Consider the following 24,528-nt stretch of genomic DNA (forward strand, 5'->3'; position numbering starts at 1 on the left):
CGAGGAGCTGTCCATGCAACAGACCGCCATGAGTCCCGAGCAATTCGAACAGGCGCTGCGCGCCAAGGGCGCCTATTACCACATCCACCATCCCTTCCATGTGGCGATGTACCAGGGCCGCGCCAGCCGCGAGCAGATCCAGGGCTGGGTGGCCAACCGCTTCTACTACCAGGTGTGCATCCCGCTGAAGGATGCGGCGATCCTCGCCAACTGCCCGGACCGCGATACCCGCCGCGAGTGGATCCAGCGCATCCAGGACCACGACGGCGCGCCGGGCGAGGCGGGCGGTATCGAGGCCTGGCTGCGACTCGCCGAGGCGGTGGGGCTGGACCGTGAGCAGGTGCTGTCCCAGGAACTGGTGCTGCCGGGCGTGCGCTTCGCCGTGGACGCCTACGTCAACTTCGCCCGCCGCGCCAGCTGGCAGGAGGCGGCGAGCAGCTCGCTGACCGAGCTCTTCGCGCCGCAGATCCACCAGTCGCGCCTCGACGCCTGGCCCACCCACTACCCCTGGATCGACCCGGCCGGCTACGACTACTTCCGCTCGCGCCTGTCCCAGGCTCGGCGCGACGTGGAGCATGGCCTGCGCATCACCCTCGCGCACTACCGCACGGTCGAGGCCCAACAGCGCATGCTGGAGATCCTGCAGTTCAAGCTCGACGTGCTGTGGAGCATGCTCGATGCCATGAGCATGGCCTACGAGCTGGAGCGCCCGCCGTACCACACGGTGACCCGCGAGCGGGTCTGGCACAGGGGGCTGGGGCAATGAGCGAGGTGCTGCAATCGAAGACCCCGCAACTGCGCCGGGGCTTCCGTTTCCAGTTCGAGCCGGCCCAGGGCTGCCACGTGCTGCTCTACCCGGAAGGCATGATCAAGCTCAACGAGAGCGCCAGCGAAATCCTCAAGCTGATCGACGGCCAGCGCAGCGTCGCGGCCATCATCGACGACCTCACCGGGCGCTTCCCCGATGTGCCGGGGGTGGACGAGGACATCCTCGCGTTCATGGAGGTGGCCAGTGCACAGTTCTGGATCGAGCTGCGTTGAACCGCTCCGCACGGCCAGCCAGCCCGGCCCGCCGCTTTGGCTGCTGGCAGAGCTGACCTACCGCTGCCCGTTGCAGTGCCCGTACTGCTCCAACCCCCTGGACTTCGACCGCCAGGGCGCGGAGCTGTCCACCGCCGAGTGGATCGAGGTGTTCCGCCAGGCCCGTGAGCTGGGGGCGGCGCAGCTGGGCTTCTCCGGTGGCGAGCCGCTGGTGCGCCAGGACCTGGCCGAGCTGATCCGCGCGGCGCGCGGCATGGGCTACTACACCAACCTGATCACCTCCGGCATCGGCCTCACCGAGGCGCGCATCGCCGAGTTCGCCGAGGCGGGGCTGGACCATATCCAGATCAGCTTCCAGGCCGCCGACGAGGCGGTGAACAACCTGCTGGCCGGCTCGCGCAAGGCCTTCGCCCAGAAGCTGGCCATGGCCCGGGCGGTGAAGGCGGCGGGCTACCCGATGGTGCTCAACTTCGTCACCCACCGGCACAACATCGACAACATCGAACGCATCATCGAGCTGTGCCTGGAGCTGGAGGCGGACTTCGTCGAGCTCGCCACCTGCCAGTTCTACGGCTGGGCCGAGCTCAACCGTGCCGGCCTGCTGCCGACCCGCGAGCAACTGGAGCGCGCCGAGGCCATCACCAATGCCTACCGCGACAAGCTGGCGGCCGAGAACCACCCCTGCAAGCTGATCTTCGTCACCCCCGACTATTACGAGGAGCGACCCAAGGCCTGCATGAACGGCTGGGGCAACCTGTTCCTCGACATCACCCCCGACGGCACCGCGCTGCCCTGCCACAGCGCGCGGCAGCTGCCGGTGCAGTTCCCCAACGTGCGCGAGCACAGCATCCGCCACATCTGGCAGGACTCCTTCGGCTTCAACCGCTTCCGAGGCGATGCCTGGATGCCCGAGCCGTGCCGCTCCTGCGACGAGAAGGATCGCGACTTCGGCGGCTGCCGCTGCCAGGCCTTCATGCTCACCGGGGACGCCGCCAACGCCGACCCGGTGTGCAGCAAGTCGGCGCACCACGGCATCATCCTCGACGCCCGCCGCCAGGCCGAGGAGGCGCCACGGGGCGTGAATGAGCTGGTATTCCGCAACCCGGGCAATGCGCAGCTGATCGCCAAGGCGTGAGGGCTGTTCGGTGGGGCCCCGGGTTCGCGGGGGCTGGCCGGAGCCCTGCGGGGTTGCGCCTTGCACCGTCACCCTCGCGAACGCGGGGGCCCACCCAAGAGGACCTGTCCGGAAATCGCCATGCCCCACGCCACCGTCCCCTACGGCACCTGGCCCAGCACCTTCAGCGCGCTCGACGCGGCAGGCGCCAGCCGTGACTTCGCCGAGCTGAAGCGCTGCGCGCACGGCCTGTTATGGACCCTTTTCGACCCGCGGGACGCACGCACCACGCTCTGGCTGTGGCGCGAAGGCCAGGCGCGCTGCCTGACGCCGGCAGGCATTTCCCTGCGCAGCCGGGTGCACGAGTACGGTGGCGGTGCCTTCTGTGCGACCCCCGAGGGCGTGGCCTTCGTCAACGAGGTGGACCAGCAGCTCTATCTGCAGAGCGTGGACGGCGAACCCCGACCCCTGACCCGACGCCTTGGCAGCCGCTACGGCGACCTGCAGTTCGATGCGCGTGGCCAGGCGCTGCTGGCGGTGGAGGAGTGCCATGGCGGTGATGCCGTGCGCAATCGCCTGGTGAGCATCGCCCTGGGCGACGGCACGCGCAGGGTGGTGGCCGAGGGCGCTGACTTCTATGCCGCGCCGACCCTGGACGCTTCCGGTCGCCGCCTGGCCTGGATCGAATGGAACCGCCCCGAGCAGCCCTGGACCGCGACCCGCCTGTGCGTGGCCCGGCGTGACGACGACGGCGCCTGGCAGGACCCGCGGCAGGTGGCGGGCCACGAGGGCGAGGAGTCCCTGCAACAGCCACGCTTCAGCGCCGATGGCCGTCTGCTGTGCCTGAGCGACCGCCACGGTTGGTGGCAGCCCTGGGAGGAATCCGCTGCTGGCTGGCGCCCGGTATCGGGCAGTGTGGAGGCCGATCACGCCGCCGCGCCCTGGCAACTGGGTGCCTGCACCTGGCTGCCGCTGGAGGCGGATGGGCTGCTGGCGAGCCGTTTCGAGCAGGGCTTCGGCGTGCTGGTGGAGCAGGGCGGGGCGGGTGAGCGACGCCTGGCGCAGGCCTTCAGCCGCTTCCGTGCCCTGGCATTCGATGCGTTGTACTTCTATGCCATCGCCTCGGCACCGGACCGGCTGCCGGCGGTGATCGCCATCGACCGCAGCGAGGGGCGCGTCGTGGTACTGGCCGGTGGCGAGCAACCGCTGCCCGACGCCCAGCTGTCACGCCCGGAGCCCGTGGATTTCGATACCGGCCAGGGCGAGCGCGCTCACGGCTTCTTCTACCCGCCGCGCAATGCCGAGGTGCAGGGGCCGGTGGATGAGCGCCCACCGTTGCTGGTGTTCATGCATGGCGGGCCGACCTCGGCCTGCTACCCGCACTTCGACCCGCGCATCCCGTTCTGGACCCAGCGCGGTTTCGCCGTGCTCGACCTCAATTACCGGGGCAGCAGCGGCTATGGCCGGGCCTACCGCCAGCGCCTGCGCGGGGAGTGGGGGCGCATCGAGGTGGAGGACGCCTGCGCGGCGGTCGCCCACCTGGCCGCCGCCGGGCGCATCGACGGCGCGCGGGCCTTCATCCGTGGCGGCAGTGCCGGCGGCTACAGCGCCTTGCTGGCCCTGGCCGAGGGCCGCACCTTCCGTGGCGGTGCCAGCCTCTACGGGGTCAGCGACCCGCTGGCGCTGCGCCGGGTCACCCACAAGTTCGAGGCCGACTACCTCGACTGGCTGATCGGCGACCCCGACCTCGACGCCGACCGCTATCGCCAGCGCACCCCGTTGCAGCGCCTGGCGGACATCGAGGCGCCGCTGATCTTCTTCCAGGGTGGCCGCGACGCCGTGGTCGTCCCCGCGCAGACCCACGCCATGGTCGACGCCCTGCGCCAGTTGGGCCGCGAGGTGGAGGTGCACCTCTATCCCGACGAAGGCCACGGCTTCCGCCAGGCCGCCAACCTCGCCCATGCGCTGGAGGCGGAATACGGGTTCTACCGGCGGTTGCTCTGATCGCATGGCGATCGGGTGGGATGCTCTCAAGCACTGAAGCTTGGGACTAGCAATCGGCTGGCACCCATTGGTCGGATTGAAAACGTCCCTGATTCCAGTAGTCTGCTTCCCATCCCATAACAAGAACGATCAGGCGGATCATGCGCCACGACATCAGCCAACTGCGTAAATTCGTGTCCCCCGAAATCATCTTCGGCGCCGGCTGCCGGCATAACGTCGGCAACTACGCGAGCACCTTCGGTGCGCGCAAGGTGCTGGTGGTGTCCGACCCCGGTGTGCTCGCCGCCGGCTGGGTCGCCGATGTGGAGGCCAGCCTGCAGGCCCAGGGCATCGACTACTGCCTGTTCACCCAGGTCTCGCCCAACCCGCGCGTGGAGGAGGTGCGGCTGGGGGCGGACTTCTACCGCAGCGAGGGCTGCAACGTGATAGTCGCCGTGGGTGGCGGCAGCCCGATGGATTGCGCCAAGGGCATCGGCATCATGGTCGCCCACAACCGCTGCATCCTCGAATTCGAGGGCGTGGACACCATCCGCGTGCCGAGCCCGCCGCTGATCCTCATCCCCACCACCGCCGGCACTTCGGCGGACGTGTCGCAGTTCGTGATCATCTCCAACCAGGCCGAGCGGATGAAGTTCTCCATCGTCAGCAAGGCGGTGGTGCCGGACGTGTCGCTGATCGACCCGGAAACCACGCTGAGCATGGACCCCTTCCTCTCCGCCTGTACCGGCATCGATGCGCTGGTGCACGCCATCGAGGCGTTCGTGTCCACCGGCAGCGGGCCGCTCACCGATACCCACGCGCTGGAGGCCATGCGCCTGATCAACGGCAACCTGGTGCAGATGATCGCAACGCCCGACGACATCGCCCTGCGCGAGAAGATCATGCTCGGCAGCATGCAGGCGGGGCTGGCCTTCTCCAACGCCATCCTCGGCGCGGTGCACGCCATGTCCCACAGCCTCGGCGGCTTCCTCGACCTGCCCCACGGCATGTGCAACGCGGCGCTGGTGGAGCATGTGGTGGCCTTCAACTACAGCGCCGCGCCGGAGCGTTTCCGCGTGGTGGCCGAGACCCTGGGCATCGACGGGCGCGGGCTCAACCACAACCAGATCCGCCAGCGCCTGGTGGAGCACCTGATCGCCTTCAAGCAGTCGGTGGGCTTCCACGAGACGCTGAAGCTGCACGGCGTTTCCACCTCCGACATCCCCTTCCTGTCGCGCCATGCGATGGAGGACCCCTGCATCCTCACCAACCCGCGCGAGTCGAGCCAGCGGGATGTCGAGGTGGTGTATGCCGAGGCCCTCTGAGGAGCAGCGCCAGGCGCTGCTCGGGCTGGGCAGCCATTCGGCGCGCAAGAGCCACTATCCCGAGCTGCTGAGCCGGCTGGAGGAGCTGGAGACCGAGCGCAATCGCTACAAGTGGCTGTTCGAGCACGCCGTGCACGGCATCTTCCAGGCCAGCCTGCAGGAGGGCCTGCGTGCGGCCAACCCGGCCCTGGCGCGGATGCTCGGCTACGACTCGCCGGAGCAGTTGTTGTGGGCGCTGACCGATCTCGCCAGCCACCTGTTCGTCGGTGGCGAGGCGGAGCTGGTGCACATCCGCGCCGAGCTGCAGCGCCAGCAGGGGCTGTTCGGCTACGAGACGCGCCTGCGTCGCCAGGACGGCAGCCATGTCGACGTGCTGATGAACCTGCTGCTGAAGCCGGACGAGGAGGGGCTGTTCGAAGGCTTCGTCGCCGACATCACCGAACGCATCCTCGCCCAGCAGCGGCTGCAGACCTTGAACGACGAACTGGAGCAGCGGGTGGCGGCGCGCACCCTGGAGCTGCAGACCCTCAATGGCCAGCTGCGCGAGGCGCGCGACGCCGCCGAGGCCGCCAACCAGAGCAAGGACAAGTACCTGGCCGCCGCCAGCCACGACCTGCTGCAACCGCTGAACGCGGCGCGGCTGCTGGTCTCGACCCTGCGCGAGCGCCATCTGCCGGGTGCCGAGCAACTGCTGGTGGAGCGCACCCACCTGGCCCTGGAAGGCGCCGAGGACCTGCTCACCGACCTGCTGGAAATCTCCAAGCTGGACCAGAGCGCGATCCGTCCGGACATCGACGCCTATCGCCTGGACGAGCTGCTGGCGCCGCTGGCCTCGGAGTTCCAGAGCGTCGCCCAGTCCGCCGGGCTGCAACTGCGCGCGCGCATTCCCGGGGGGCTCGCGGTGAGCACCGATATCCGCCTGCTGACGCGCATCCTGCGCAACTTCCTCAGCAACGCCTGCCGCTACACCGAGCGTGGCCGCGTGCTGCTCGGCTGCCGGCGCCAGGGCAACAAGGTGCGGCTTGAGGTGTGGGACAGCGGGCGGGGCATTCCGGCGGACCAGTTGCAGGCGATCTTCCTCGAATTCAACCAGCTGGACCGGGGCCGTGCAGCCGAGCGCAAGGGCGTGGGCCTGGGGCTGGCCATCGTCGACCGCATCGCCGGCATCCTCGGCTGCCCCATCGGCGTACGCTCGCAACCGGGGCGCGGTTCGGTGTTTTCCATCGAGGTGCCGCTGGCGGAGGTGCTGCCCGCACGCCGCGAGGAGCGGCCGCCGCGCCCGGTCACCGGCGACCCGCTGCCGGGTCGGCGCCTGCTGGTGCTGGACAACGAGGCGAGCATCCTCCACAGCATGGCCGCGCTGCTGGGGCAGTGGGGCTGCGAGGTGGTGACCGCGCCCGACCTGGAGAGCGCCCTGGGCAACCTGGGCGGCGTCGCGCCGGAGGCGATCCTGGCGGACTACCACCTCGATCACGGCGTGACCGGTTGCGAGGTGGTGCAGGCGCTGCGCGGGCAGTTCGGCCGGGCGATCCCGGCGGTGATGATCACCGCCGACCGCAGCGACGAGTGCCGGCGCAACCTCCAGGCCCTCGGCGCGCCGTTGCTGAACAAGCCGGTCAAGCCCGGCAAGCTGCGCGCGGTGCTGAGCCAGTTGCTGCTCTGATCCCGAACGGACCCCGGCCGGTCAGTTGCCGTGCGGGGTGTCGGCCAGCACCTGCCTGAGCCGGGCCTGGTAGTCGGCGGATTCGCGCTGGCGGGCGATCTCGTCCCAGATGGCCTGGGCGAGGGCGGGCCGCTCGTCCACCAGGCGGTTCGACAGCATGAGGTAATAGTCCTTCTGCTCCAGTGGCACCGGGCGCTTCTCGATGTCCTGGCCGATGTCCGGGTGGCTGGCCAGGAGCTGGTCGGCGCGCAGGGTCTGCATGGCGGCGGCCTCGAAGCGGCGGCCGTGGAGCATGCGCAGCAGTGCCAGCGGGTCGCGGCTGGTTTCCTCGACTTCCAGGGCGTGGGCCTTGAGGAAATCGATGATGGAAAACCCGCTGAGCGAGGCGACGCGGCCACGGATGCCGCTGAAGGCCTTGCCGTCCCAGTCGGCCTGGCTGCCTCGCAGGCGGTAGAGGGAGTAGGAGGCGCTGTGCAGGCGCTTGCCGGTGTCCAGCGAGCCATCGGCGCGGTACGGGTAGTGGCCCATGACCTGGCGCTCGGTCTTGAAGGCGGCGGCGAAGGCGCCATCGTACTGGCCCCGGGCGAGGCCATCGAGGCAGCGCTTCCAGGGCATCGGCTGGCGTTGGATCTTCAGCTTCAGCGCCTGTTGCACACGATCGAACAGCACTTGGTTGAGGCCCTTGTCGTCGAGCATCACCCAGGGCCAGGAGTCCTGGTCCTCGTAGCAGAACACCAGCTTTCCGGGCTCGGCCGCCTGGACCTGGAAGGTGAGGAGGCAGGTGAGGGCACAGGCGATGAACGGGGTCGGCGACATGGTGGCTCGGTTTCAGGCAGGCGCCCGGGAAGTGTAGTCAGGCCTGGGGCCCTGGGTTGGCGGGCGCCTTTTAGCATGATGGCAAAGCGCCGTCTGCGGTCCCTGGGCGAACTTGAGAACCCGGTCAGGAATGGGGCGTGCCGCCGGATGAACGGGGGCGGGAGGTGGGAACGAAAATGGCCGCAGGAGGCGGCCATGAGGTTTCCGCAGCGGGGGAGGCGGAGGCGATATCGGCGCGGCGGGAGCGCCGGACTTTTCCGTCGTGGCCAAGTGAGCCGCCAGCGGCATCAGATGGGGGCTGGTCCCTCAGCCGCCGTCAGTTTCACCGGTCTGTATTGCACGCCTGTGACGATCGCCGAAGAAAATTTTCATCGCTATATAGTTTTATACATAGCGAGGCGCTAGAGTCGGCTTCCGTTCCACATCCTCCGACCTCGCACAACAACCAAGGAGTGTTCCCATGGGCCATCTGTCTCGCCTGCTCGTCACGCTTGCCGCCTGCTCAACCGCCAGCCTGGCCCTGGCCCAGGATGTCCAGGTCGCGGTCGCCGCCAACTTCAGCGCACCGATCCAGGCCATCGCCAAGGACTTCGAGAAGGACACCGGCCACAGGCTGGTGATCGCCACCGGTGCCACCGGCCAGTTCTACGCCCAGATCAAGAACGGCGCACCGTTCGAGGTCTTCCTCGCCGCCGACGACACCACCCCGGCCAAGCTGGAGAAGGAAGGCGACACCGTTGCCGGCACCCGCTTCACCTACGCCGTCGGCACCCTGGCCCTGTGGTCGGCCAAGGACGGCTACGTCGACGCCGAGGGCGAGGTGCTGAAGAACAATGGGTACAAGCACCTGTCCATCGCCAACCCGAAAGCCGCGCCCTATGGCCTGGCCGCCACCCAGGTGCTGGAGAAGCTGGGCCTGACCGCCCAGGTCAAGGGCAAGCTGGTGGAGGGCCAGAACATCACCCAGGCGCAGCAGTTCGTTTCCAGTGGCAATGCCGAGCTGGGCTTCGTCGCGTTGTCGCAGGTCTACAAGGATGGCAAGGTGACCGGCGGCTCCGCCTGGATCGTGCCGGCCGAGCTGCACGACCCGATCAGGCAGGACGCGGTGATCCTCGCCAAGGGCAAGGACAACGCCGCCGCCAGGGCGCTGGTCAACTACCTGAAGGGCGACAAGGCCGCGGCGGTGATCAAGTCCTACGGCTACGAGCTTTGACTGACTGAGGAAACGGTGCGATGCCACTGAGCGGTGACGACTGGGCGGCGATCCGGCTGACCCTGGAACTGGCGAGCCTGACCACGGCCCTGTTGCTGCTGGTGGGAACGCCCATCGCCTGGTGGCTGGCCCGCACCGGGTCCTGGCTGAAGGGGCCCGTGGGGGCGGTGGTGGCGCTGCCGCTGGTGCTGCCGCCCACGGTGATCGGCTTCTACCTGCTGGTGAGCATGGGGCCCAATGGTTTCATCGGCCAGTTCACCCAGTCCATCGGCCTGGGCACCTTGCCCTTCACCTTCGCCGGGCTGGTGGTGGGTTCGGTCCTCTATTCGCTGCCCTTCGTGGTGCAGCCCCTGCAGAACGCCTTCGAGGCCATGGGGTCGCGTCCGCTGGAGGTCGCGGCCACCTTGCGCGCCAGCCCCTGGGACAGCTTCGTCACCGTGGTGCTGCCGCTGGCCCGGCCGGGCTTCGTCACCGCTTCCATCCTCGGTTTCGCCCACACGGTGGGGGAGTTCGGCGTGGTGCTGATGATCGGTGGCAACATCCCGGAGAAGACCCGGGTGGTCTCGGTGCAGATCTTCGATCACGTCGAGGCCATGGAGTACGCCCAGGCCCACTGGCTGGCCGGTGGCATGGTGGTGTTCTCCTTCCTCATACTGCTGGCCCTGTATTCCAGCCGGCGCATGAAGCCGGGCTGGACCTGACCCCGAGGACCCCCGCGGCATGAGTGACGACATACGTGCGCGCCTGTACCTGGCCTGGCCCGGCTTCGAGCTGGACGTCGACCTCGCCCTGCCCGGGCGCGGGGTGACGGCGCTGTTCGGCCATTCCGGCTCGGGCAAGACCAGCCTGCTGCGCTGCATCGCCGGCCTCGAGCGCAGCGCCCGTGGCCGCCTGGAGATCAATGGCCAGACCTGGCAGGACAGCGAGCGCGGCCTCTTCGTGCCTACCCACAAGCGCGCCCTGGGCTATGTGTTCCAGGAGGCGAGCTTGTTCGAGCACCTGTCGGTGCGGCGCAACCTGGAGTACGGCGAGAAGCGCATCCCGCCCGCCGAGCGCCGCGTGAAGTTCGCGCAGGCGGTGGAGCTGCTGGGCATCGAGCACCTGCTGGAGCGCATGCCGGCGCGCCTGTCCGGTGGCGAGCGGCAGCGCGTGGGCATGGCCCGGGCGCTGCTGACCAGCCCGCGCCTGCTGTTGATGGACGAGCCGCTGGCGGCCCTGGACGGCAAGCGCAAGGCGGAGATCCTGCCCTACCTGGAACGCCTGCACGACGAGCTGGATATCCCGGTGCTCTACGTCAGCCATTCCCCGGAGGAGGTGGCGCGGCTGGCCGATCACCTGGTGCTGATGGACGAGGGCCGCGTGCTTGGCAGCGGGCCGCTGGGCGAGACCCTGGCGCGGCTGGACCTGCCCACGGCGCTGGGCGATGACGCGGGGGTGGTGATCGAGGGGCGGGTGATCGGGCATGACGCCGAGTACCAGTTGCTCACCCTCGGGCTGCCGGGCAGCGGGCTGAGCATGCGCGTGGCCCACGCCCCGGCGGAGGCCGGGCGGCGGGTGCGCTTCAAGGTGCAGGCCCGCGACGTCAGCCTGGGCCTGCAACGCCAGGCGGACAGCAGCATCCTCAACCTGTTGCCGGCGACGGTGTGCGCCGAGATCCCGGCGGACAACGCCGCCCACGTGCTGGTGCGCCTGGAGGTGGACGGCAACCCGCTGCTGGCGCGCATCACCCGTTATTCGCGAGACCAGCTCGGGCTGCACCCGGGGCAGCAGCTGTGGGCGCAGATCAAGTCGGTGGCGTTGCTGGCCTGACGCTTCGTCGCCTCGGGCGTCATTCGCGAGCTCCCGCCTCTTCCATGGCGTTGCAGCCCCGTGAGCAGGAACCTGTGCGGATGCCTTGATGGCAGGGTGGGGGCCCACTTAACGGCATCAGGCGCTAGCGCCAAACACCTTGGCCAGGTGCGCTTCGTAGCGGGCGATGTCGCCTTCGATATCGGGGCGCTTCATCACGTCGACGGCGAGGAAGGTGGGCAGGGCGGTCATGCCGAGGAACTGGTTGGCCTTGTGGAAGGGGAAGTAGACGGCGTCCACGCCCTTGGCCTCGAAGAAGTCGGTGGGGTCGTCGAAGGCCTGCTGCGGGGCGTTCCAGGTGGCGGAGATCATGTACTGCTTGCCGTGCAGCAGGCCGCCGCTGCCGTATTTCTGCGAGGCGTCGGAACGGGTGCGGCCGTCGTTGGCGTAGAGGCTGCCGTGGCCGGCGGTGAAGACTTCGTCGATGTACTGCTTCACGGTCCAGGGCGCGCCCATCCACCAGCCGGGCATCTGCCAGACGATGACGTCGGCCCAGAGGAATTTCTGCACTTCTTCGGCGGTGTCGTAGCCGCCATCGATGAAGGTTTCCTTCACGTCGAAGCCCGAGCGGTCGAGGTGGGCCAGGGCGGCTTCGTGCAGGGTGCGGTTGTAGCGGCCGTCGGAATGGGCGAACTGCTTGCCGCCGTTGAGCAGGAGGATCTTTTTCATGGCTGGGTGGCCTCGTGAGGTTCTCGATGACCGGCAGGTTACCCAGGGCCGTGCGCGGGAAAAACCGCTTCCGGGGCAAATCGCCTTTGCGTGAAATGCACGAATCGCCAATCGACTCTTGCGATAGGCTGCGCCGCATTCCAGCAACCGGAGCGTCAGCCCATGAGCGATACCTGCGCCTTCATCCTCCATGCCCACCTGCGCCCGGAGAAAGCCGACGAGTTCGAGGCGCTGTTCCGCGCCTACGTCGAGCCCAGCCGCGCGGAGGCGGGTTGCATCGAGTACCACATGCTGCGCGATGCCCGCGACCCGACGCTGTTCATCTTCTTCGAGGTGTGGCGCTCGCGGGCGGACCTGGAAGCCCATTCCGCCCTGCCGCACATGCAGGCCTTCCACGAGCGGCGCATGGAGTTCCTGGTGCGGGATTTCGAGATCCGCGAGATCGAGATGCTCAGCGCGGCGGCGATGGTGAAGGGTTGAGGCTGGCGCGAAAAGCCCCCGGGCTACGTCCTGGCTACGCGAGTAGGGTTTGGGCGGTCAGGCTTCCTGGGCGCGGTAGGCGCCGGGGGTGAGGCCTGTCCATTTCTTGAAGGCGCGGTGGAAGGCCGAGGGTTCGGAGAAGCCGAGCTGCTCGGCGATGTCCTGGATGGACAGCTCGTCGCGGCCCAGGTGGTAGATCGCCAGGTCGCGGCGCAGGTGATCCTTGAGTTCCTGGAAGCTGGAGCCTTCCTCGCGCAGGTGGCGACGCAGGGTCTGCGGGCTGATGTGCAGCTGCTGGGCCACTGCTTCCAGGTCCGGCCAGGTGCGGCAGTCGCGGCCCAGCAGGCGGCGGATCTGGCTGGTGAGGCTGTCGCCGCCATCGGGGCGGGCCAGCAGGTCGGCGGGGGAGTGCTCGAGGAAGTGCTTGAGGGTGCGTTCGTCCTGCAGCAGCGGCATGGCCAGGTAGCGGGCGTTGAACAGCAGGCTGGTGCTGGGCGCATCGAAGCGGCGCTGGGTGGGGAACAGCAGTTCGTATTCGCCGACGTGCTCGGGCTCGGCATAGGCGAAGGTGGCTTCCTCCAGACGGATGCGCTGGCCGATCAGCCAGCTGCCGAGGCGGTGCCAGATCACCAGCAGGCTTTCCACGAGGAAGTGGTCCGGGTCCCAGAGGGTGGCGTCGTCCACCGTCAGGCGCACCGACTCGCCCTCGCGCTCCAGGAGGATGCGCGGCGCCTCGGGGAACAGGCCGTAGAACATCGCCCCTCGCCCCAGGGCCTTCTCCAGGCTGCGGCAGTGGATGATCGCGTGGCACATCATGGCGAAGGTGCCGCGCTTGCTGCGCTGGCGGCCGAAGCCCATGTACTCGTCGTCCAGCGCCTCCCACAGCAACTGCATCAACCGGCTGAACTGCTCCGGGGCGACCCGGGCACGGGGCTCTTCCAGCAATGCCGCCTGGATGCCCGCGTGGCGCAGGATGGCGGCGCAATCCAGGCCATGGCGCTCGGGACCGCGCAGGGCGGCACGGACGAAATGACTGGCGATGGTGCGCTCGCGCATGGGGCGGCTTCCTGGTTCGGGGTGGCCGATGGTAGGGCGGGGCGCGAGGGGGCGACAAGGGGTGGCCGTGGCGGGAATCCCCCGGGCGCCTTGGCGGGAATCCGCCTGAAGAATTGTCCTACAGCCCCCTGTTGTTTTCTGTGGGCCACGGCGCACTAGGTGTTGAGCGATCCGTTCGGGTTGGCACAGCCCTTGCGATAGGAGTCTCGCCATCCATTGGTTTGGATCGCAGAACAACAAAGTCTCCCAGCAAGGGAGGTGATAGAGACCGGTGGTGCGCCCCTGTACGGAATCAGGCCCCGCACCACCCGAGAGGACCTGCCATGACCCGTCAACCCCTCTACAAAAGCCTTTATTTCCAGGTTCTGGTGGCCATCGCCATCGGCATCCTGGTCGGCCACTTCTACCCGCAGACCGGCGTCGCCCTGAAGCCGCTGGGTGACAGCTTCGTCAAGCTGATCAAGATGGCCATCGCGCCGATCATCTTCTGCACCGTGGTCACCGGCATCGCCGGCATGCAGAGCATGAAGGCCGTCGGCAAGACCGGTGGCTACGCGCTGCTGTATTTCGAGATCGTCTCTACCCTCGCGCTGCTGATCGGCCTGGTCGTGGTCAACGTGGTGCAGCCCGGCGTCGGCATGCACGTCGACCCCACCACCCTGGACACCAAGGGCATCGCGGCCTACGCGGCGGCTGGCGAGAAGCAGTCCACCATCGACTTCCTGATGAACGTCATCCCGGGGACCGTGGTCGGCGCCTTCGCCAACGGCGACATCCTCCAGGTGCTGTTCTTCTCCGTGCTGTTCGGCTACGCGCTGCACCGCATGGGTGACTACGGCCGCCCGGTGTTCGAGTTCATCGAGCGTATCTCCCAGGTGATGTTCAACATCATCAACGTGATCATGAAGGTCGCGCCCATCGGTGCCTTCGGTGCCATGGCCTTCACCATCGGCGCCTACGGCGTGGGCTCGCTGGTGCAGCTCGGCCAGCTGATGCTGTGCTTCTACATCACCTGCCTGCTGTTCGTGCTGATCGTGCTGGGTGGCATCGCCCGCGCCCATGGCTTCAGCATCCTCAAGTTCATCAAGTACATCCGCGAGGAACTGCTGATCGTGCTGGGCACCTCGTCCTCCGAGTCCGCCCTGCCGCGCATGATCGCCAAGATGGAAAAACTCGGTGCCAACAAGTCGGTCGTCGGCCTGGTGATCCCCACCGGTTATTCCTTCAACCTCGACGGCACCTCCATCTACCTGACCATGGCCGCGGTGTTCATCGCCCAGGCCACCGACACGCCGATGGACATCACCCACCAGATCACCCTGCTGCTGGTGCTGCTGATCGCCTCCAAGGGTGCCGCCGGCGTCACCGGCAGCGGCTTCATCGTCCTGGCCGCCACCCTCTCCGCCGTCGGCCACCTGCCGGTCGCGGGCCTGGCGCTGATCCTCGGCATCGACCGCTTCATGTCCGAAGCCCGCGCCCTGACCAACCTGGTCGGCAACGGCGTGGCGACCCTGGTCGTCGCCAAGTGGTGCAAGCAGCTGGACACCGACACCCTGGACCGCGAACTGGCCGGCAATGCCGCGCCGCAGGTAGAAGCCCAGCGCGTCTGAACCCTGTAATTCTCTCCTCCCTCCCCACGGGGAGGAGATTTTCCAGGCCCGTCTCGTGACGGGCTTTTTTATGGGCGCGGGAAACCCGCGTCAGTGGCGGGCGGGGCTGGCGTGCAGTTGCAGGCCGAGTGCCCTGAGGACCTTGAGGATGGTGCCGAACTCGGGATTGCCCTCGCCGGACAGCGCGCGGTACAGGCTTTCGCGCGAGAGGCCGGTGTCGCGGGCGACCTGGGTCATGCCCTTGGCGCGGGCGAGGGTGCCGAGGGCCTTGGCGATGAAGGCGGGATCGTCGCCGGCTTCCTCGATGCAGGCATCCAGGTAGTTGGCCATGTCTTCCTCGCTACGCAGGTAGTCGGCGGAGTCCCAGCGGGAAAAGTCTTCAGTCATGGTGTTGCTCCTTCCACGCTGTGGCGATGCGCCTGGCGTGTCTGATGTCTCGCCCCTGGCTGCCCTTGTCGCCACCGCAGAGGAGGACGATCAGGAACCGGCCGCGCTGGAGAAAGTAGAGCCGGTAGCCGGGGCCGAAGTGGAGCCGGGCTTCGCTGAGGCCTTCGCCTATCGGTGCGACGTCCCCCAGGTGGCCGTCGGCCATGCGGTCGATGCGAGCCAGTATCCGTGCCCTGGCCTTGCCGTCGCTCAGGTGGTTCAGCCAGGTGGCGAACGCCCTGCTCTGGAGGACCTCGATCATGCCGGCGATTGTAGCTCTTGGGCTACGGTCGTCAACGCCGCTCACTGGCCGCCCGCGTTCGCGGGAGTGACGAGGCGGCGAGGGTGGTCCCGCTTCATGCTGAGCGCATGGGTCAATCGAGCCTGAGCGCTTGCGTCATTGAGCGTGCGGGCGGGCGCCGCCTACCCTGCGGAACGTTTTTTTCCAGGGAGACCCTTCGCATGCAGCGCATCCATTTCGAAACCGAACACAACATGTTCCGCGACGCGTTCCGCGCCTTCCTGCAGAAGGAAGTGGTGCCGCACCAGGAGGCCTGGGAGGAGGCGGGTGTGGTGGATCGCGCCGTGTGGCGCAAGGCTGGCGAGATGGGCTTCCTGTTGCCCTGGGCGGATGAGGAGTACGGCGGCGCCGGGCTCAAGGACTTCCGCTACGAGCAGATCATGTGCGAGGAGCTGGCCCACATCAACGAGCCGGGTTTCATGATCCCGCTGCACTCGGCGCTGTGCGGCCCCTACATCGCCGAGTACGGCAACGCCGAGCAGAAGGCGCGCTTCCTGCCGGGGATCATCAGTGGCGAAATCATCCTCGCGGTGGCCATGACCGAGCCTTCCGCCGGCTCCGACCTCGCCGGCATGCGCACCACCGCCGTGGACAAGGGTGACCACTACGAGCTGAACGGCTCCAAGGTGTTCATCTCCAACGGCCTGCTGGCTGACCTGGTAATCGTCGCGGCCAAGACCGACCCGGCCAACAAGCACGCCATGGGCCTGTTCCTGGTGGAGCGCGACATGATCGGCTTCGAGCGCGGGCGCAACCTGAAGAAGCTGGGCATGAAGAGCCAGGACACCGCCGAGCTGTTCTTCAACAACGTCAAGGTGCCCAAGGAGAACCTGCTGGGCGATGCCAAGGGCGGCTTCTTCTACCTGATGAACATGCTCGCCCAGGAACGCCTGACCAACGCCTGTGGCGCGGTGGCCGGTGCCGAGGCGGCGTTGCAGACCACCATCGACTACGTGAAGGAGCGCAAGGCCTTCGACCGGCCCGTCTCGCACTTCCAGAACACCCGCTTCAAGCTGGCCGAGATGCGCACCCAGATCGACGTCGCCCAGGTCTTCACCGACCGCTGCGTGATGGATCACAACCAGAAGAAACTCACCCCCGAAGTGGCCGCCGAGGCCAAGCTGTTCACCACCGAGCTGCTGTGCAAGGTGGTGGACGAGGGCGTGCAGCTGCACGGCGGCTGGGGCTACATGTGGGAGTACCCGATCTGCAAGATGTACGCGAACGCACGCATCCAGCGCATCTTCGCCGGCACCTCGGAGATCATGAAGGAGATCATCAGCCGCGGCATGAAGCTCTGAACCCCGGCCCGGCGCCCCGGGCCGGGCTAGAGTTCAGCCACTGTATGGACACCAGGAGGTCACTGCCATGAATGCACCGCTGGGCGCCATCGACGCCTGGGCCCAACCTGCCAACGGCCGCGCCCGCGAGCTGTTGCCGGAGGTGGTCCGGCTGTTCGAGAAATCCGGTTCCGCACACTTGCTCGACCAACCGCTGACGCCACAGCAGACGGTGGCGGAGATGGACCGCGCGGGCGTGGACAAGCTCATGCTCGCCGCCTGGTGCCGGCCGGAGCGCTGGGTGTTCGACAACGACCTGGTGGCCGAGTACACCCGCGCCTTTCCCGAGCGTTTCGTCGGGGTCGCCACGGTGGATCTCGGCAAACCCCTGGCGGCGGTGCGCGAGCTGGAGCGGGCGGTGCTGGAGCTGGGCTGCAAGGCGCTGCGCGTGGTGCCCTGGCTGTGGAAGCTGCCGCCCAACCACCGGCTCTACTACCCGCTCTACGTGAAGTGCATCGAGCTGGACATTCCCTTCTGCACCCAGGTGGGCCACACCGGCCCGCTGATGCCCTCGGAGACCGGCCGCCCGGTGCCTTACCTGGACGAGGTGGCGCTGGATTTCCCCGAGCTGCGCATCGTCGCCGGGCACATCGGCCATCCCTGGACCGAGGAGATGATCGGCCTGGCCTGGAAGCACGACAATATCTACATCGACACCTCCGCCTACCTGCCACGCTACTACCCCCAGGCGCTGCTGCAGTTCATGCGCAGCTACGGCCAGGACAAGGTGCTGTTCGGCAGCAACTTCCCGCAGTTGTCGCTGGAGCGCTGCATGACCCAGGTGAGGGAGCTGGGGTTGCCCGAGGCGATCGAGGCGAAGTTCCTCCATGGCAATGCGCGCCAGGTGTTCCGGCTGTGAGGCTATCCGGCGAGCCGCCGTGCCCTGGAGGAGGGCAGATAGGCGGCGAATAACGTGACAAGCTCCGACCATTACAAGAACAACAAGGAGGGTTGAAAGATGACCGACCAACTGCCGTTGCAGCGGCTCGCCCATTGGGTGGCCACCGCGCCGGACCGCGTCTGGCTCAGCCAGCCGGTGGAGCGCCAGTGGCATGACCTGACCTGGCGCCAGGCCGACGACCAGGCCCGGCGCCTGGCCAGCGCCCTGCGGGCGTTGGGCTGCGAACCCGGCGACCGGGTGGCGATCCTGGCGAAGAACTGCGCCGAGTGGATCATCAGCGACCTGGCGATCATGCTCGCGGGCCTGGTCAGCGTGCCGCTGTACCCGCTGCAATCGGTGGAGAGCATCGACTACGTGCTGCGCCACTCGGCGTGCAAGGCGATCATCCTCGGCAAGCTCGACGAGGCCGGGAAGATCGAGGCCGGCATTCCCGCCGAGGTCGTCCGCATCGCCATGCCGTACCCGACCCTGGGCGCGCAGCACCAATGGCACGAACTGCTGGCCGCCCACGAGCCGTTGCGCGACGGGCATGTGCAGCGCCCGGACGATTTGCTCAGCATCCTCTATACCTCCGGCACCACGGGCCAGCCCAAGGGCGTGATGCAGCGCGCCGGGGCCTTCGCCTTCGCCTCCAGCCGCTCGGTGGCGGAGATGGGCCTGGACGAGCACGAGCAGTTCTTCTCCTACCTGCCGCTGTCCCATGCCGCCGAGCGCTTCCTGGTGGAAACCAACAGCCTGTATTGCGGCGGCGCCATCGCCTTCGTCGAATCCCTGGACACCTTTGCCGCCGACCTCAAGCGGGTGCGGCCGACGGTGTTCTTCTCCGTGCCGCGCCTGTGGACGCGCTTCCAGCAGGGGGTGCTGGAGAAGCTGCCCCAGGCAAGGCTCGAACGCCTGCTGCGCATCCCGCTGCTCGGCACGTTGGTGGCGCGCAAGGTGCGCCAGGGGCTGGGGCTGGACCGCGCGCGGGTGCTGGTCAGCGGCGCGGCGCCGATCCCGGTGGCGCTGCTGGAGTGGTACCGGCGCATCGGCCTGACCATCTGCGAGGGCTACGGCATGACCGAGAACTTCGCCTACGGCAACTTCAACCGGCCCGGCCAGGTGCGCTTCGGCAGCGTCGGCCGGGCGATGCCGGACAACGAGGTGCGCATCGCCGAGAACGGCGAGATCCTCTACCGCAGCCGGGCGCTGATGGCCGGCTATTACCTGGAGCCGGAGAAGACCGCCGACACGCTGCAGGCCGGCTGGCTGCACACCGGCGACAAGGGCGAGATCGATGCCGATGGCTACCTGCGCATCACCGGGCGGGTGAAGGACATCTTCAAGACCAGCAAGGGCAAGTACGTGGCGCCGGCACCCATCGAGGGCGAGATCGCCAAGAACCTCTGGGTCGAGCAGGTGTGCCTGATGGGCAACGGCCTGGACCAGCCTCTGGCGTTGATCGAGCTCAGCCCGGCCGCCCGCGCCGAGCCGCGCAGCAAGGTGGAGGCCGAGCTGGCGGCGAGCCTGCAGGTGCTCAATGCCCAGCTGCTGCCCCATGAGCGCATCAGCCATTTCGTGCTGGTGCGCGAGAGCTGGACGGTGGATAACGGTTGCATGACGCCGACCATGAAGATCCGCCGCAACGTGCTTGAACAACGTTTCGCCGCAGTCGCCGCGTGCCTGGACGCACGCCAGCCGCTGCATTGGGAATGACCCGAACCGCTATGGAGTTGCCATGAAAGGCCCGCTCGCTTCGCTGAAGATCCTCGATTTCTCCACCCTGCTGCCGGGGCCCTTCGCCTCGTTGCTGCTGGCCGACATGGGCGCCGAGGTGCTGCGTGTCGAGTCCCCCGGCCGCATGGACCTGGTGCGCGTGCTGCCGCCCCATGACGGCGGCACCTCCACCAGCCACGCCTACCTCAATCGCAACAAGCGCAGCATCGCCCTCGACCTCAAGCGCCCCGAGGCGGTGGAGGTGGTGCGCCAGCTGGTGGCCGAGTACGACATCGTGCTGGAGCAGTTCCGCCCCGGGGTGATGGACAAGCTGGGGGTGGGCTACGAGGCGCTGAAGGCGATCAACCCCAGGCTGATCTACGTCTCCATCACCGGCTACGGCCAGACCGGGCCCTATCGCGACCGGGCCGGTCACGACATCAATTACCTGGCCCTGGCAGGCGTCGCCAGCTACACCGGGCGCCAGGAGAGCGGCCCGCTGCCCCTGGGTGTGCAGCTGGCGGATATCGCCGGCGGCTCGCTGCACGGGGTGATGGGCCTGCTGGCGGCGGTGATCCAGCGCCAGGCGACGGGGGAGGGGCAGCACGTGGACGTGAGCATGACCGACTGCGCCTTCAGCCTGCACGGCATGGCCGGCGCCGGTTACCTCGGTGCGGGCGTGGAGCCGGACATGGAGAACCAGGCGCTCAACGGCGGCAGCTTCTATGACTACTACCGCACGCGCGATGGCCGCTGGTTCTCGGTGGGCAGCCTGGAGCCGCAGTTCATGCAACAGTTCTGCGCCGCCATCGGCCGGCCGGAGCTGGCTGCCCGCGGGCTGTCGCCCAAGCCGGAGGACCAGCGCGAGCTCAAGCGCGCCATCGAGATCGAGTTCGAGAAACGCGACTTCGCCCAATGGAGCGAGCTGTTCGCCGCGCTGGATGCCTGCGTCGAGCCGATGCTGCCGCTCTCCGAAGCGGTGCGGCACCCGCAGATCGAGGCGCGTGGCCTGGTCACCGAGGTGCCGCGCGAGGGGTTGCCGGCGCAACGGCAGATCGCCTGCCCGATCAAGTTCTCCACCGGCCTGCCGGCGCCGCGCCATGTGGGCGTCGCCGTGGGCGCCCACACCGCCGAGGTGCTGGCCGAGCTGGGCTACACCCCTGAGCAGATCGCCTCGCTGAAAGCGGGGAAGGTGACCGGGTAGGCGCGCGTTCGGCGGATGTGGATAGAGACAGGGGGGGCGTAGGGTGGGCTTCAGCCCACCAATCGGGCCCCAGCTTCGCGAATGAATTCGCTCCCACACTCGTTGCTTCAAGCTTCAAGCTTCAAGCTTCAAGCTTCAAGCTTCAAGCTTCAAGCTTCAAGCTTCAAGCTTCGGGCCGACCTGCACATCCGCTGATTGCACCCGCCCTGCGGGCTTTGGTTTATTCCTGCCGCTGTTCCCCGCTGAACACCAGGGTCACCTTGCAGCGCCGGCAGTAGTAGCGGCGCCCGCGTGCCACCAGGGCGTGGCGCTGGGAGGAGAAGGGGTAGTCGCCGTCCGGGCAGGCGCAGCGGTAGAGGTAGCGGGTGACCTTGCGCCGCTTCACGTCATAGCTGTGGCAGCGGTTGGGCGGCAGCTCGTAGACGCCGCGCATGATCAGCTGCCACTCCTCGCCGTGGGGCTGGATACGGTGGCCGAACAACTGGTGGGCGACCAGGTGCGCCACTTCGTGGGCAACGGTCTGCTTGAGGAAATCTTCCTGGTTCTCGCGATACAGCTGCGGGTTGAAACGCAGCTTGTTCTCATCCAGGTGGGCGACGCCGGCCTTCTGGCCACGCAGCTTGAAACTGACTTCTGGGCGGGGGAACCGGCGTTGGAAAAAAGCTTCCGCCTGCTGGTAGCAGGCTTCGACGCGCGCGTGTAGCAGCTCGGGCATAGAGGGCACTCCAGGGCCCGCGATTATGCCGCAAAGCCGCTACCGGCCGAATCGTTCTCCTGCCGAGCGGTCGTGACTCGCCGCCCTAGACGTATTCCGGCGTCAGGTACAGGTGCCAGTGCAGGATCACGGATACCAGCACATTGACCATCACCAGCAGCCCCACGGCCCAGATGGACGAGGCGTAGAGGAAGCTCTGTTCCTGTTTCAGGCGCATGAACACGGGGACTCCGACGAACAGCAGGAAGGTCGAGTAGGCACCGGCGAGCAGCAGCACGGCCACCGCCAGCCAGCGGCTGGGGTAGAGGCCGGCGATCCCGGCGATGAACAGCGGGGTGGCGGTATAGGCGATGAAGCCCACACATTCGTTGAAGCCGGGGCGGGTGTCGAAGACGCGCGCCATCCAGCGCACGAAGCCGCCCATCAGCAGCACGCCGAGCACGGTGGCGACGTACAGGGCGAGGCTCAGTTGCAGGGCGCTGCCCGAGGCGAGCCGCACCACCTCGTCCTCGGCCAGGCTCCAGCCGACCACGGTGGTGCCCATGTAGAGACTGAGCGCCGGGATGATCGATAGCAGCAGGAGGTGCACCAGGTAATGCAGGCTGTTGCGCGTCTCGTCCTGGCGGATCTCCTGCCAGGCGCGTTCCGGCTGGGTGAAGAGGGTCAATAGATGCGGGGCCATGGCTGTTCTCCTTGGGGCGCACGGGCGCTGTCGCAGGGGGCTCAAGGAGTTAGAGGGCCGGGGAGGGGAGGGTTTCAACTTTTTGGCCGGCCGGCAAACGAAGAGGCCGCCCCTGGGGCGGCCTCCGTCCTGCGGTTGAAAGGATCAGCGGATGTACACCGGCCCCACGCCCATGCCCCAGAGGATGACCGAGGCGGCGATCATCGCCACCAGCACCACCAGGCCCACTGCCAGCACCGAGCTGGAGAACAGGAAGCCTTCGTCCGTGGGGATGTTCATGAAGGTCGGTATGCCCACGTAGAGCAGGTAGACCGTGTAGCAGATGGCCGCCGTGCCGATGATCATGCCGAGCCAGAGGTGCGGGTAGAGCGCCGCGAGGCCGCCGATGAACAGCGGGGTGGCGCAGTACGCGGCGAACACGACGCATTCGGTGAAGCTCGGCGAGGCGTCGTAGGTGCGCGCCATCCAGTGGATGAAAGCGCCCATCACGGCGACACCGGCGAGCATGGCGAGGTAGGAGAGGATGGTCATCTGCATCGCGCTGGACTGCGTGAGCATGACCGGGTCGCCCTTGCCGATGGCCCAGCCGACCTGGGTGGTTCCTATATAGGCGGAGACAACGGGAATGGCAGCGAGTACCAGGATATGGGTCAGGTACATGTGGCTGATGCTTTCTTCCTCGCCACGGATTTCCTGCCATTCCTGATCGGGATGGGTGAAGAGCCCCCAAACGTGGTGGATCATTCTGAACACCTCCTCATTATTATGAGGTCGCCCCCCAGCGAAGCGCCGGGTACGCGTAGCCAGCGTCATCCGGTGCTCGGCCGACACATGCGACCTTGTGTCGCAGTATAGGTCCAGGCTGGAGCCTGCGCCTGCCGTGGCTTTAGAGCAAATCAGACTTAAGCCTCAGCGGTAATAGCGCTGAAGTATTTCCATCGCCATGTTGATCGACTGGATGCGCTCGGTGCTGCCGCCGCGATCGGGGTGATGCTGGCCCACCAGTTGGCGGTAGCGGTGCTTGATCACCCCGAGGTTGAGCGCTTCGTCGCCCTCCACCAGCTCGAACAGCTCCAGGGCGGCGAGCTTTTCGTCCCCGCCCTGCATGCGCGTCCAGAAGCTGGCGAGCAGTTTCTCGACATCCCGCTCGGTGGTATCGCGCAGGTGACGCAGGTCCAGGTAGTAGGTGCGCAGCGGGTCGTGCTCGGTGAGGGCGTCGCTGCCCGCTGTGTAGGGCAGCAGGCGGATGCTCAGCGGGCTGATGGCGAGGAAGGCGCTGCCTTCGGCCCAGAGGCGGTCGCGTAATAGATAGAGGGCGTTGAACAGCAGGAAGTGGGTGCGGAACAGCACCAGGCGGTCGGCCAGGCCCAGGTTGGGGATGTGGGTGGAGTGGCCGGCCTTGAGGCGCTGGATCAGCTCGAATTCGCCGATGCCGTCCGGCGCCTGGCGCAGGAGCACCAGCAGTTGGTCGACGAGGTCGAGGGAGGGGTCTAGTTCGTTGTTCATCGGGCGCAGGCTAGCACAGCGAAACTGAGGGCTGGGGTGGCGCGCGCTTTGTGCGTAAAATAGCCAGCTTTTCGCACCCCTCCCCGGATTCCAGAGCACCATGGGCACCCTTTCGGTCAACCAGAACAAACTGCAGAAACGCATCCGTCGCCTCGCCGGCGAAGCCATCGCCGACTTCAACATGATCGAGGACGGCGACAAGGTCATGGTCTGCCTGTCCGGCGGCAAGGACAGCTACACCATGCTCGACGTCCTGCTGTACCTGCAGAAGGTCGCGCCGATCAAGTTCGAGATCGTCGCCGTGAACATGGACCAGAAGCAGCCGGGCTTCCCCGAGCACGTGCTGCCGGCCTACCTGGAGTCCATCGGCGTCGAGTACCACATCGTCGAGAAGGACACCTATTCGGTGGTCAAGGAGAAGATCCCGGAAGGCAAGACTACCTGCTCGCTGTGCTCGCGCCTGCGCCGGGGCACGCTCTACACCTTCGCCGACGAGATCGGCGCGACCAAGATGGCACTCGGTCACCACCGCGACGACATCCTGGAAACCTTCTTCCTCAACATGTTCTATGGCGGCACCCTCAAGGCCATGCCGCCGAAGCTGCGTGCCGACGACGGCCGCAACGTGGTGATCCGCCCGCTGGCGTACTGCAACGAGGCCGATATCGAGGCCTACTCGCAGCTCAAGGAGTTCCCGATCATCCCGTGCAACCTCTGCGGCTCGCAGGAGAACCTGCAGCGCCAGGTGGTCAAGGAGATGCTCCAGGAATGGGAGCGCAAGTCGCCGGGCCGTACCGAGATCATGTTCCGCGCCCTGCAGAACGTGGTGCCCTCGCAGTTGGCCGACCGCAACCTGTTCGACTTCACCAACCTGCGCATCGACGAAAGCGCCGCGCCGCGCACCCTGGACGTCGTCAATATCTGAATGTGAGCTTCAAGC

General features: G+C 67.4%; 25 protein-coding genes. 16 read left to right on the forward strand and 9 right to left on the reverse strand.

The annotated features are described in order from the left end of the window. Positions 1 to 13 precede the first annotated feature (13 nt). The 6 genes from pqqC to WFQ67_RS27155 all read left to right on the forward strand — a co-directional run bounded on the left by pqqC (position 14) and on the right by WFQ67_RS27155 (position 7,126). Complete coding sequence (gene pqqC / locus WFQ67_RS27130) at positions 14 to 766, forward strand: pyrroloquinoline-quinone synthase PqqC (RefSeq protein WP_021222616.1); 753 nt, start codon at positions 14 to 16, stop codon at positions 764 to 766. Next, positions 763 to 1,041, forward strand: a complete 279-nt coding sequence (gene pqqD, locus WFQ67_RS27135) for a pyrroloquinoline quinone biosynthesis peptide chaperone PqqD (protein ID WP_043241947.1) — start codon at positions 763 to 765, stop codon at positions 1,039 to 1,041. The genes pqqC and pqqD overlap by 4 nt, the downstream gene beginning before the upstream one ends. Then, positions 1,013 to 2,176, forward strand: a complete 1,164-nt coding sequence (gene pqqE / locus WFQ67_RS27140; protein ID WP_337058708.1) for a pyrroloquinoline quinone biosynthesis protein PqqE — start codon at positions 1,013 to 1,015, stop codon at positions 2,174 to 2,176. The genes pqqD and pqqE overlap by 29 nt, the downstream gene beginning before the upstream one ends. A 120-nt stretch (positions 2,177 to 2,296) precedes the next feature. Then, the gene (locus tag WFQ67_RS27145) at positions 2,297 to 4,159 is read left to right on the forward strand and encodes a S9 family peptidase (RefSeq protein WP_337058709.1); all 1,863 of its coding nucleotides are present in this window, start codon (positions 2,297 to 2,299) and stop codon (positions 4,157 to 4,159) included. Positions 4,160 to 4,299: 140 nt separating this feature from the next. Continuing rightward, positions 4,300 to 5,463 carry an alcohol dehydrogenase-like regulatory protein ErcA gene (gene ercA / locus WFQ67_RS27150; RefSeq protein WP_173177920.1) on the forward strand — a complete coding sequence of 388 codons (1,164 nt, stop codon included), beginning with the start codon at positions 4,300 to 4,302 and terminating at the stop codon, positions 5,461 to 5,463. Next, positions 5,447 to 7,126, forward strand: coding sequence for a PAS domain-containing hybrid sensor histidine kinase/response regulator (locus tag WFQ67_RS27155; RefSeq protein WP_337058710.1), 1,680 nt, complete (start codon positions 5,447 to 5,449; stop codon positions 7,124 to 7,126). Before ercA ends, WFQ67_RS27155 begins: the two co-directional genes overlap by 17 nt. A 21-nt stretch (positions 7,127 to 7,147) precedes the next feature. Here the strand turns inward: WFQ67_RS27155 and WFQ67_RS27160 are convergent, their stop codons facing one another. Further along, positions 7,148 to 7,942: a substrate-binding periplasmic protein gene (locus WFQ67_RS27160; protein ID WP_337058711.1), complete on the reverse strand. Its 795-nt coding sequence runs from the start codon at positions 7,940 to 7,942 to the stop codon at positions 7,148 to 7,150. Positions 7,943 to 8,402: 460 nt separating this feature from the next. On the opposite strand from WFQ67_RS27160, the gene modA reads away from it, so the two are divergent. Genes modA through modC form a run of 3 tightly spaced genes read left to right on the forward strand, consistent with a single transcriptional unit; the run spans position 8,403 to position 10,964 of the window. After that, a complete protein-coding gene (gene modA, locus WFQ67_RS27165) occupies positions 8,403 to 9,155 on the forward strand; it encodes a molybdate ABC transporter substrate-binding protein (RefSeq protein WP_337058712.1) in 753 nt (250 codons plus the stop codon). A gap of 20 nt (positions 9,156 to 9,175) precedes the next feature. After that, a complete protein-coding gene (modB, locus tag WFQ67_RS27170) occupies positions 9,176 to 9,856 on the forward strand; it encodes a molybdate ABC transporter permease subunit (RefSeq protein ID WP_337058713.1) in 681 nt (226 codons plus the stop codon). Between the two features lie 19 nt (positions 9,857 to 9,875). Beyond that, positions 9,876 to 10,964, forward strand: coding sequence for a molybdenum ABC transporter ATP-binding protein (gene modC / locus WFQ67_RS27175; protein WP_337058714.1), 1,089 nt, complete (start codon positions 9,876 to 9,878; stop codon positions 10,962 to 10,964). Between the two features lie 117 nt (positions 10,965 to 11,081). Here modC and WFQ67_RS27180 read toward each other — a convergent pair whose 3' ends face one another. Continuing rightward, positions 11,082 to 11,672, reverse strand: a complete 591-nt coding sequence (locus tag WFQ67_RS27180; protein WP_337058715.1) for an NAD(P)H-dependent oxidoreductase — start codon at positions 11,670 to 11,672, stop codon at positions 11,082 to 11,084. Positions 11,673 to 11,834: 162 nt separating this feature from the next. Here WFQ67_RS27180 and WFQ67_RS27185 point away from each other — a divergent pair, with 162 nt between their 5' ends. Then, positions 11,835 to 12,152 (forward strand): putative quinol monooxygenase, encoded by a 318-nt coding sequence (locus WFQ67_RS27185; RefSeq protein ID WP_337058716.1) that lies wholly within the window; start codon positions 11,835 to 11,837, stop codon positions 12,150 to 12,152. A gap of 57 nt (positions 12,153 to 12,209) precedes the next feature. Here WFQ67_RS27185 and WFQ67_RS27190 read toward each other — a convergent pair whose 3' ends face one another. Beyond that, a complete protein-coding gene (locus tag WFQ67_RS27190; RefSeq protein ID WP_173177960.1) occupies positions 12,210 to 13,208 on the reverse strand; it encodes an AraC family transcriptional regulator in 999 nt (332 codons plus the stop codon). A 323-nt stretch (positions 13,209 to 13,531) separates the two neighbouring features. Here WFQ67_RS27190 and WFQ67_RS27195 point away from each other — a divergent pair, with 323 nt between their 5' ends. Beyond that, a complete protein-coding gene (locus tag WFQ67_RS27195; protein ID WP_111262038.1) occupies positions 13,532 to 14,818 on the forward strand; it encodes a dicarboxylate/amino acid:cation symporter in 1,287 nt (428 codons plus the stop codon). A 90-nt stretch (positions 14,819 to 14,908) separates the two neighbouring features. Here the strand turns inward: WFQ67_RS27195 and WFQ67_RS27200 are convergent, their stop codons facing one another. Both WFQ67_RS27200 and WFQ67_RS27205 read right to left on the reverse strand, forming a co-directional pair. Continuing rightward, the gene (locus WFQ67_RS27200) at positions 14,909 to 15,205 is read right to left on the reverse strand and encodes an addiction module antidote protein (protein WP_173177962.1); all 297 of its coding nucleotides are present in this window, start codon (positions 15,203 to 15,205) and stop codon (positions 14,909 to 14,911) included. Beyond that, the gene (locus tag WFQ67_RS27205) at positions 15,198 to 15,506 is read right to left on the reverse strand and encodes a type II toxin-antitoxin system RelE/ParE family toxin (RefSeq protein WP_337058717.1); all 309 of its coding nucleotides are present in this window, start codon (positions 15,504 to 15,506) and stop codon (positions 15,198 to 15,200) included. The genes WFQ67_RS27200 and WFQ67_RS27205 overlap by 8 nt, the downstream gene beginning before the upstream one ends. 200 nt (positions 15,507 to 15,706) lie before the next feature. On the opposite strand from WFQ67_RS27205, the gene WFQ67_RS27210 reads away from it, so the two are divergent. The 4 genes from WFQ67_RS27210 (at position 15,707) to WFQ67_RS27225 (ending at position 20,685) form a co-directional block, all read left to right on the forward strand. Beyond that, complete coding sequence (locus WFQ67_RS27210; protein WP_337058718.1) at positions 15,707 to 16,846, forward strand: acyl-CoA dehydrogenase family protein; 1,140 nt, start codon at positions 15,707 to 15,709, stop codon at positions 16,844 to 16,846. Positions 16,847 to 16,913: 67 nt separating this feature from the next. After that, positions 16,914 to 17,744 carry an amidohydrolase family protein gene (locus WFQ67_RS27215; RefSeq protein WP_337058720.1) on the forward strand — a complete coding sequence of 277 codons (831 nt, stop codon included), beginning with the start codon at positions 16,914 to 16,916 and terminating at the stop codon, positions 17,742 to 17,744. Positions 17,745 to 17,843: 99 nt separating this feature from the next. Then, on the forward strand, positions 17,844 to 19,481 hold the full coding sequence (locus WFQ67_RS27220) for an AMP-binding protein (protein ID WP_337058721.1): 1,638 nt from the start codon (positions 17,844 to 17,846) through the stop codon (positions 19,479 to 19,481). A gap of 22 nt (positions 19,482 to 19,503) precedes the next feature. Then, entirely contained in the window at positions 19,504 to 20,685 is a 1,182-nt protein-coding gene (locus WFQ67_RS27225; RefSeq protein ID WP_337058722.1) for a CaiB/BaiF CoA transferase family protein, read from the forward strand. Between the two features lie 220 nt (positions 20,686 to 20,905). On the opposite strand, the gene WFQ67_RS27230 is transcribed toward WFQ67_RS27225, so the two are convergent. The 4 genes from WFQ67_RS27230 to WFQ67_RS27245 form a co-directional block, all read right to left on the reverse strand. After that, positions 20,906 to 21,400, reverse strand: a complete 495-nt coding sequence (locus WFQ67_RS27230; RefSeq protein WP_111262043.1) for a SprT family zinc-dependent metalloprotease — start codon at positions 21,398 to 21,400, stop codon at positions 20,906 to 20,908. Positions 21,401 to 21,485: 85 nt separating this feature from the next. Beyond that, positions 21,486 to 22,082, reverse strand: coding sequence for a Yip1 family protein (locus WFQ67_RS27235; RefSeq protein ID WP_337058723.1), 597 nt, complete (start codon positions 22,080 to 22,082; stop codon positions 21,486 to 21,488). A 144-nt stretch (positions 22,083 to 22,226) separates the two neighbouring features. Beyond that, positions 22,227 to 22,826 carry a Yip1 family protein gene (locus WFQ67_RS27240; RefSeq protein WP_111262045.1) on the reverse strand — a complete coding sequence of 200 codons (600 nt, stop codon included), beginning with the start codon at positions 22,824 to 22,826 and terminating at the stop codon, positions 22,227 to 22,229. Between the two features lie 165 nt (positions 22,827 to 22,991). After that, positions 22,992 to 23,588, reverse strand: a complete 597-nt coding sequence (locus tag WFQ67_RS27245) for a DNA-J related domain-containing protein (protein WP_337058724.1) — start codon at positions 23,586 to 23,588, stop codon at positions 22,992 to 22,994. 100 nt (positions 23,589 to 23,688) lie between these two features. Here WFQ67_RS27245 and ttcA point away from each other — a divergent pair, with 100 nt between their 5' ends. Continuing rightward, positions 23,689 to 24,513, forward strand: a complete 825-nt coding sequence (gene ttcA, locus WFQ67_RS27250; RefSeq protein WP_213625605.1) for a tRNA 2-thiocytidine(32) synthetase TtcA — start codon at positions 23,689 to 23,691, stop codon at positions 24,511 to 24,513. The last annotated feature ends 15 nt before the right edge of the window (positions 24,514 to 24,528 follow it).

Origin of the sequence: Pseudomonas sp. USHLN015, assembly GCF_037153275.1 — a bacterium.
Classification (GTDB): domain Bacteria; phylum Pseudomonadota; class Gammaproteobacteria; order Pseudomonadales; family Pseudomonadaceae; genus Metapseudomonas; species Metapseudomonas tohonis.

Bases quoted from the DNA above. Each gene is read 5' to 3' on its own strand.
- WFQ67_RS27180 (WP_337058715.1), bottom strand. From the start codon at position 11,672: ATGAAAAAGATCCTCCTGCTCAACGGCGGCAAGCAGTTCGCCCATTCC.
- WFQ67_RS27210 (WP_337058718.1), top strand. From the start codon at position 15,707: ATGCAGCGCATCCATTTCGAAACCGAACACAACATGTTCCGCGACGCG.
- WFQ67_RS27200 (WP_173177962.1), bottom strand. From the start codon at position 15,205: ATGACTGAAGACTTTTCCCGCTGGGACTCCGCCGACTACCTGCGTAGC.
- WFQ67_RS27230 (WP_111262043.1), bottom strand. From the start codon at position 21,400: ATGCCCGAGCTGCTACACGCGCGCGTCGAAGCCTGCTACCAGCAGGCG.
- ttcA (WP_213625605.1), top strand. From the start codon at position 23,689: ATGGGCACCCTTTCGGTCAACCAGAACAAACTGCAGAAACGCATCCGT.
- WFQ67_RS27205 (WP_337058717.1), bottom strand. From the start codon at position 15,506: ATGATCGAGGTCCTCCAGAGCAGGGCGTTCGCCACCTGGCTGAACCAC.
- WFQ67_RS27145 (WP_337058709.1), top strand. From the start codon at position 2,297: ATGCCCCACGCCACCGTCCCCTACGGCACCTGGCCCAGCACCTTCAGC.
- pqqC (WP_021222616.1), top strand. From the start codon at position 14: ATGCAACAGACCGCCATGAGTCCCGAGCAATTCGAACAGGCGCTGCGC.
- WFQ67_RS27190 (WP_173177960.1), bottom strand. From the start codon at position 13,208: ATGCGCGAGCGCACCATCGCCAGTCATTTCGTCCGTGCCGCCCTGCGC.
- WFQ67_RS27245 (WP_337058724.1), bottom strand. From the start codon at position 23,588: ATGAACAACGAACTAGACCCCTCCCTCGACCTCGTCGACCAACTGCTG.
- WFQ67_RS27185 (WP_337058716.1), top strand. From the start codon at position 11,835: ATGAGCGATACCTGCGCCTTCATCCTCCATGCCCACCTGCGCCCGGAG.
- WFQ67_RS27155 (WP_337058710.1), top strand. From the start codon at position 5,447: ATGCCGAGGCCCTCTGAGGAGCAGCGCCAGGCGCTGCTCGGGCTGGGC.
- modB (WP_337058713.1), top strand. From the start codon at position 9,176: ATGCCACTGAGCGGTGACGACTGGGCGGCGATCCGGCTGACCCTGGAA.
- WFQ67_RS27240 (WP_111262045.1), bottom strand. From the start codon at position 22,826: ATGATCCACCACGTTTGGGGGCTCTTCACCCATCCCGATCAGGAATGG.
- WFQ67_RS27235 (WP_337058723.1), bottom strand. From the start codon at position 22,082: ATGGCCCCGCATCTATTGACCCTCTTCACCCAGCCGGAACGCGCCTGG.
- pqqD (WP_043241947.1), top strand. From the start codon at position 763: ATGAGCGAGGTGCTGCAATCGAAGACCCCGCAACTGCGCCGGGGCTTC.
- modA (WP_337058712.1), top strand. From the start codon at position 8,403: ATGGGCCATCTGTCTCGCCTGCTCGTCACGCTTGCCGCCTGCTCAACC.
- WFQ67_RS27215 (WP_337058720.1), top strand. From the start codon at position 16,914: ATGAATGCACCGCTGGGCGCCATCGACGCCTGGGCCCAACCTGCCAAC.
- ercA (WP_173177920.1), top strand. From the start codon at position 4,300: ATGCGCCACGACATCAGCCAACTGCGTAAATTCGTGTCCCCCGAAATC.
- modC (WP_337058714.1), top strand. From the start codon at position 9,876: ATGAGTGACGACATACGTGCGCGCCTGTACCTGGCCTGGCCCGGCTTC.
- WFQ67_RS27160 (WP_337058711.1), bottom strand. From the start codon at position 7,942: ATGTCGCCGACCCCGTTCATCGCCTGTGCCCTCACCTGCCTCCTCACC.
- WFQ67_RS27195 (WP_111262038.1), top strand. From the start codon at position 13,532: ATGACCCGTCAACCCCTCTACAAAAGCCTTTATTTCCAGGTTCTGGTG.
- WFQ67_RS27225 (WP_337058722.1), top strand. From the start codon at position 19,504: ATGAAAGGCCCGCTCGCTTCGCTGAAGATCCTCGATTTCTCCACCCTG.
- WFQ67_RS27220 (WP_337058721.1), top strand. From the start codon at position 17,844: ATGACCGACCAACTGCCGTTGCAGCGGCTCGCCCATTGGGTGGCCACC.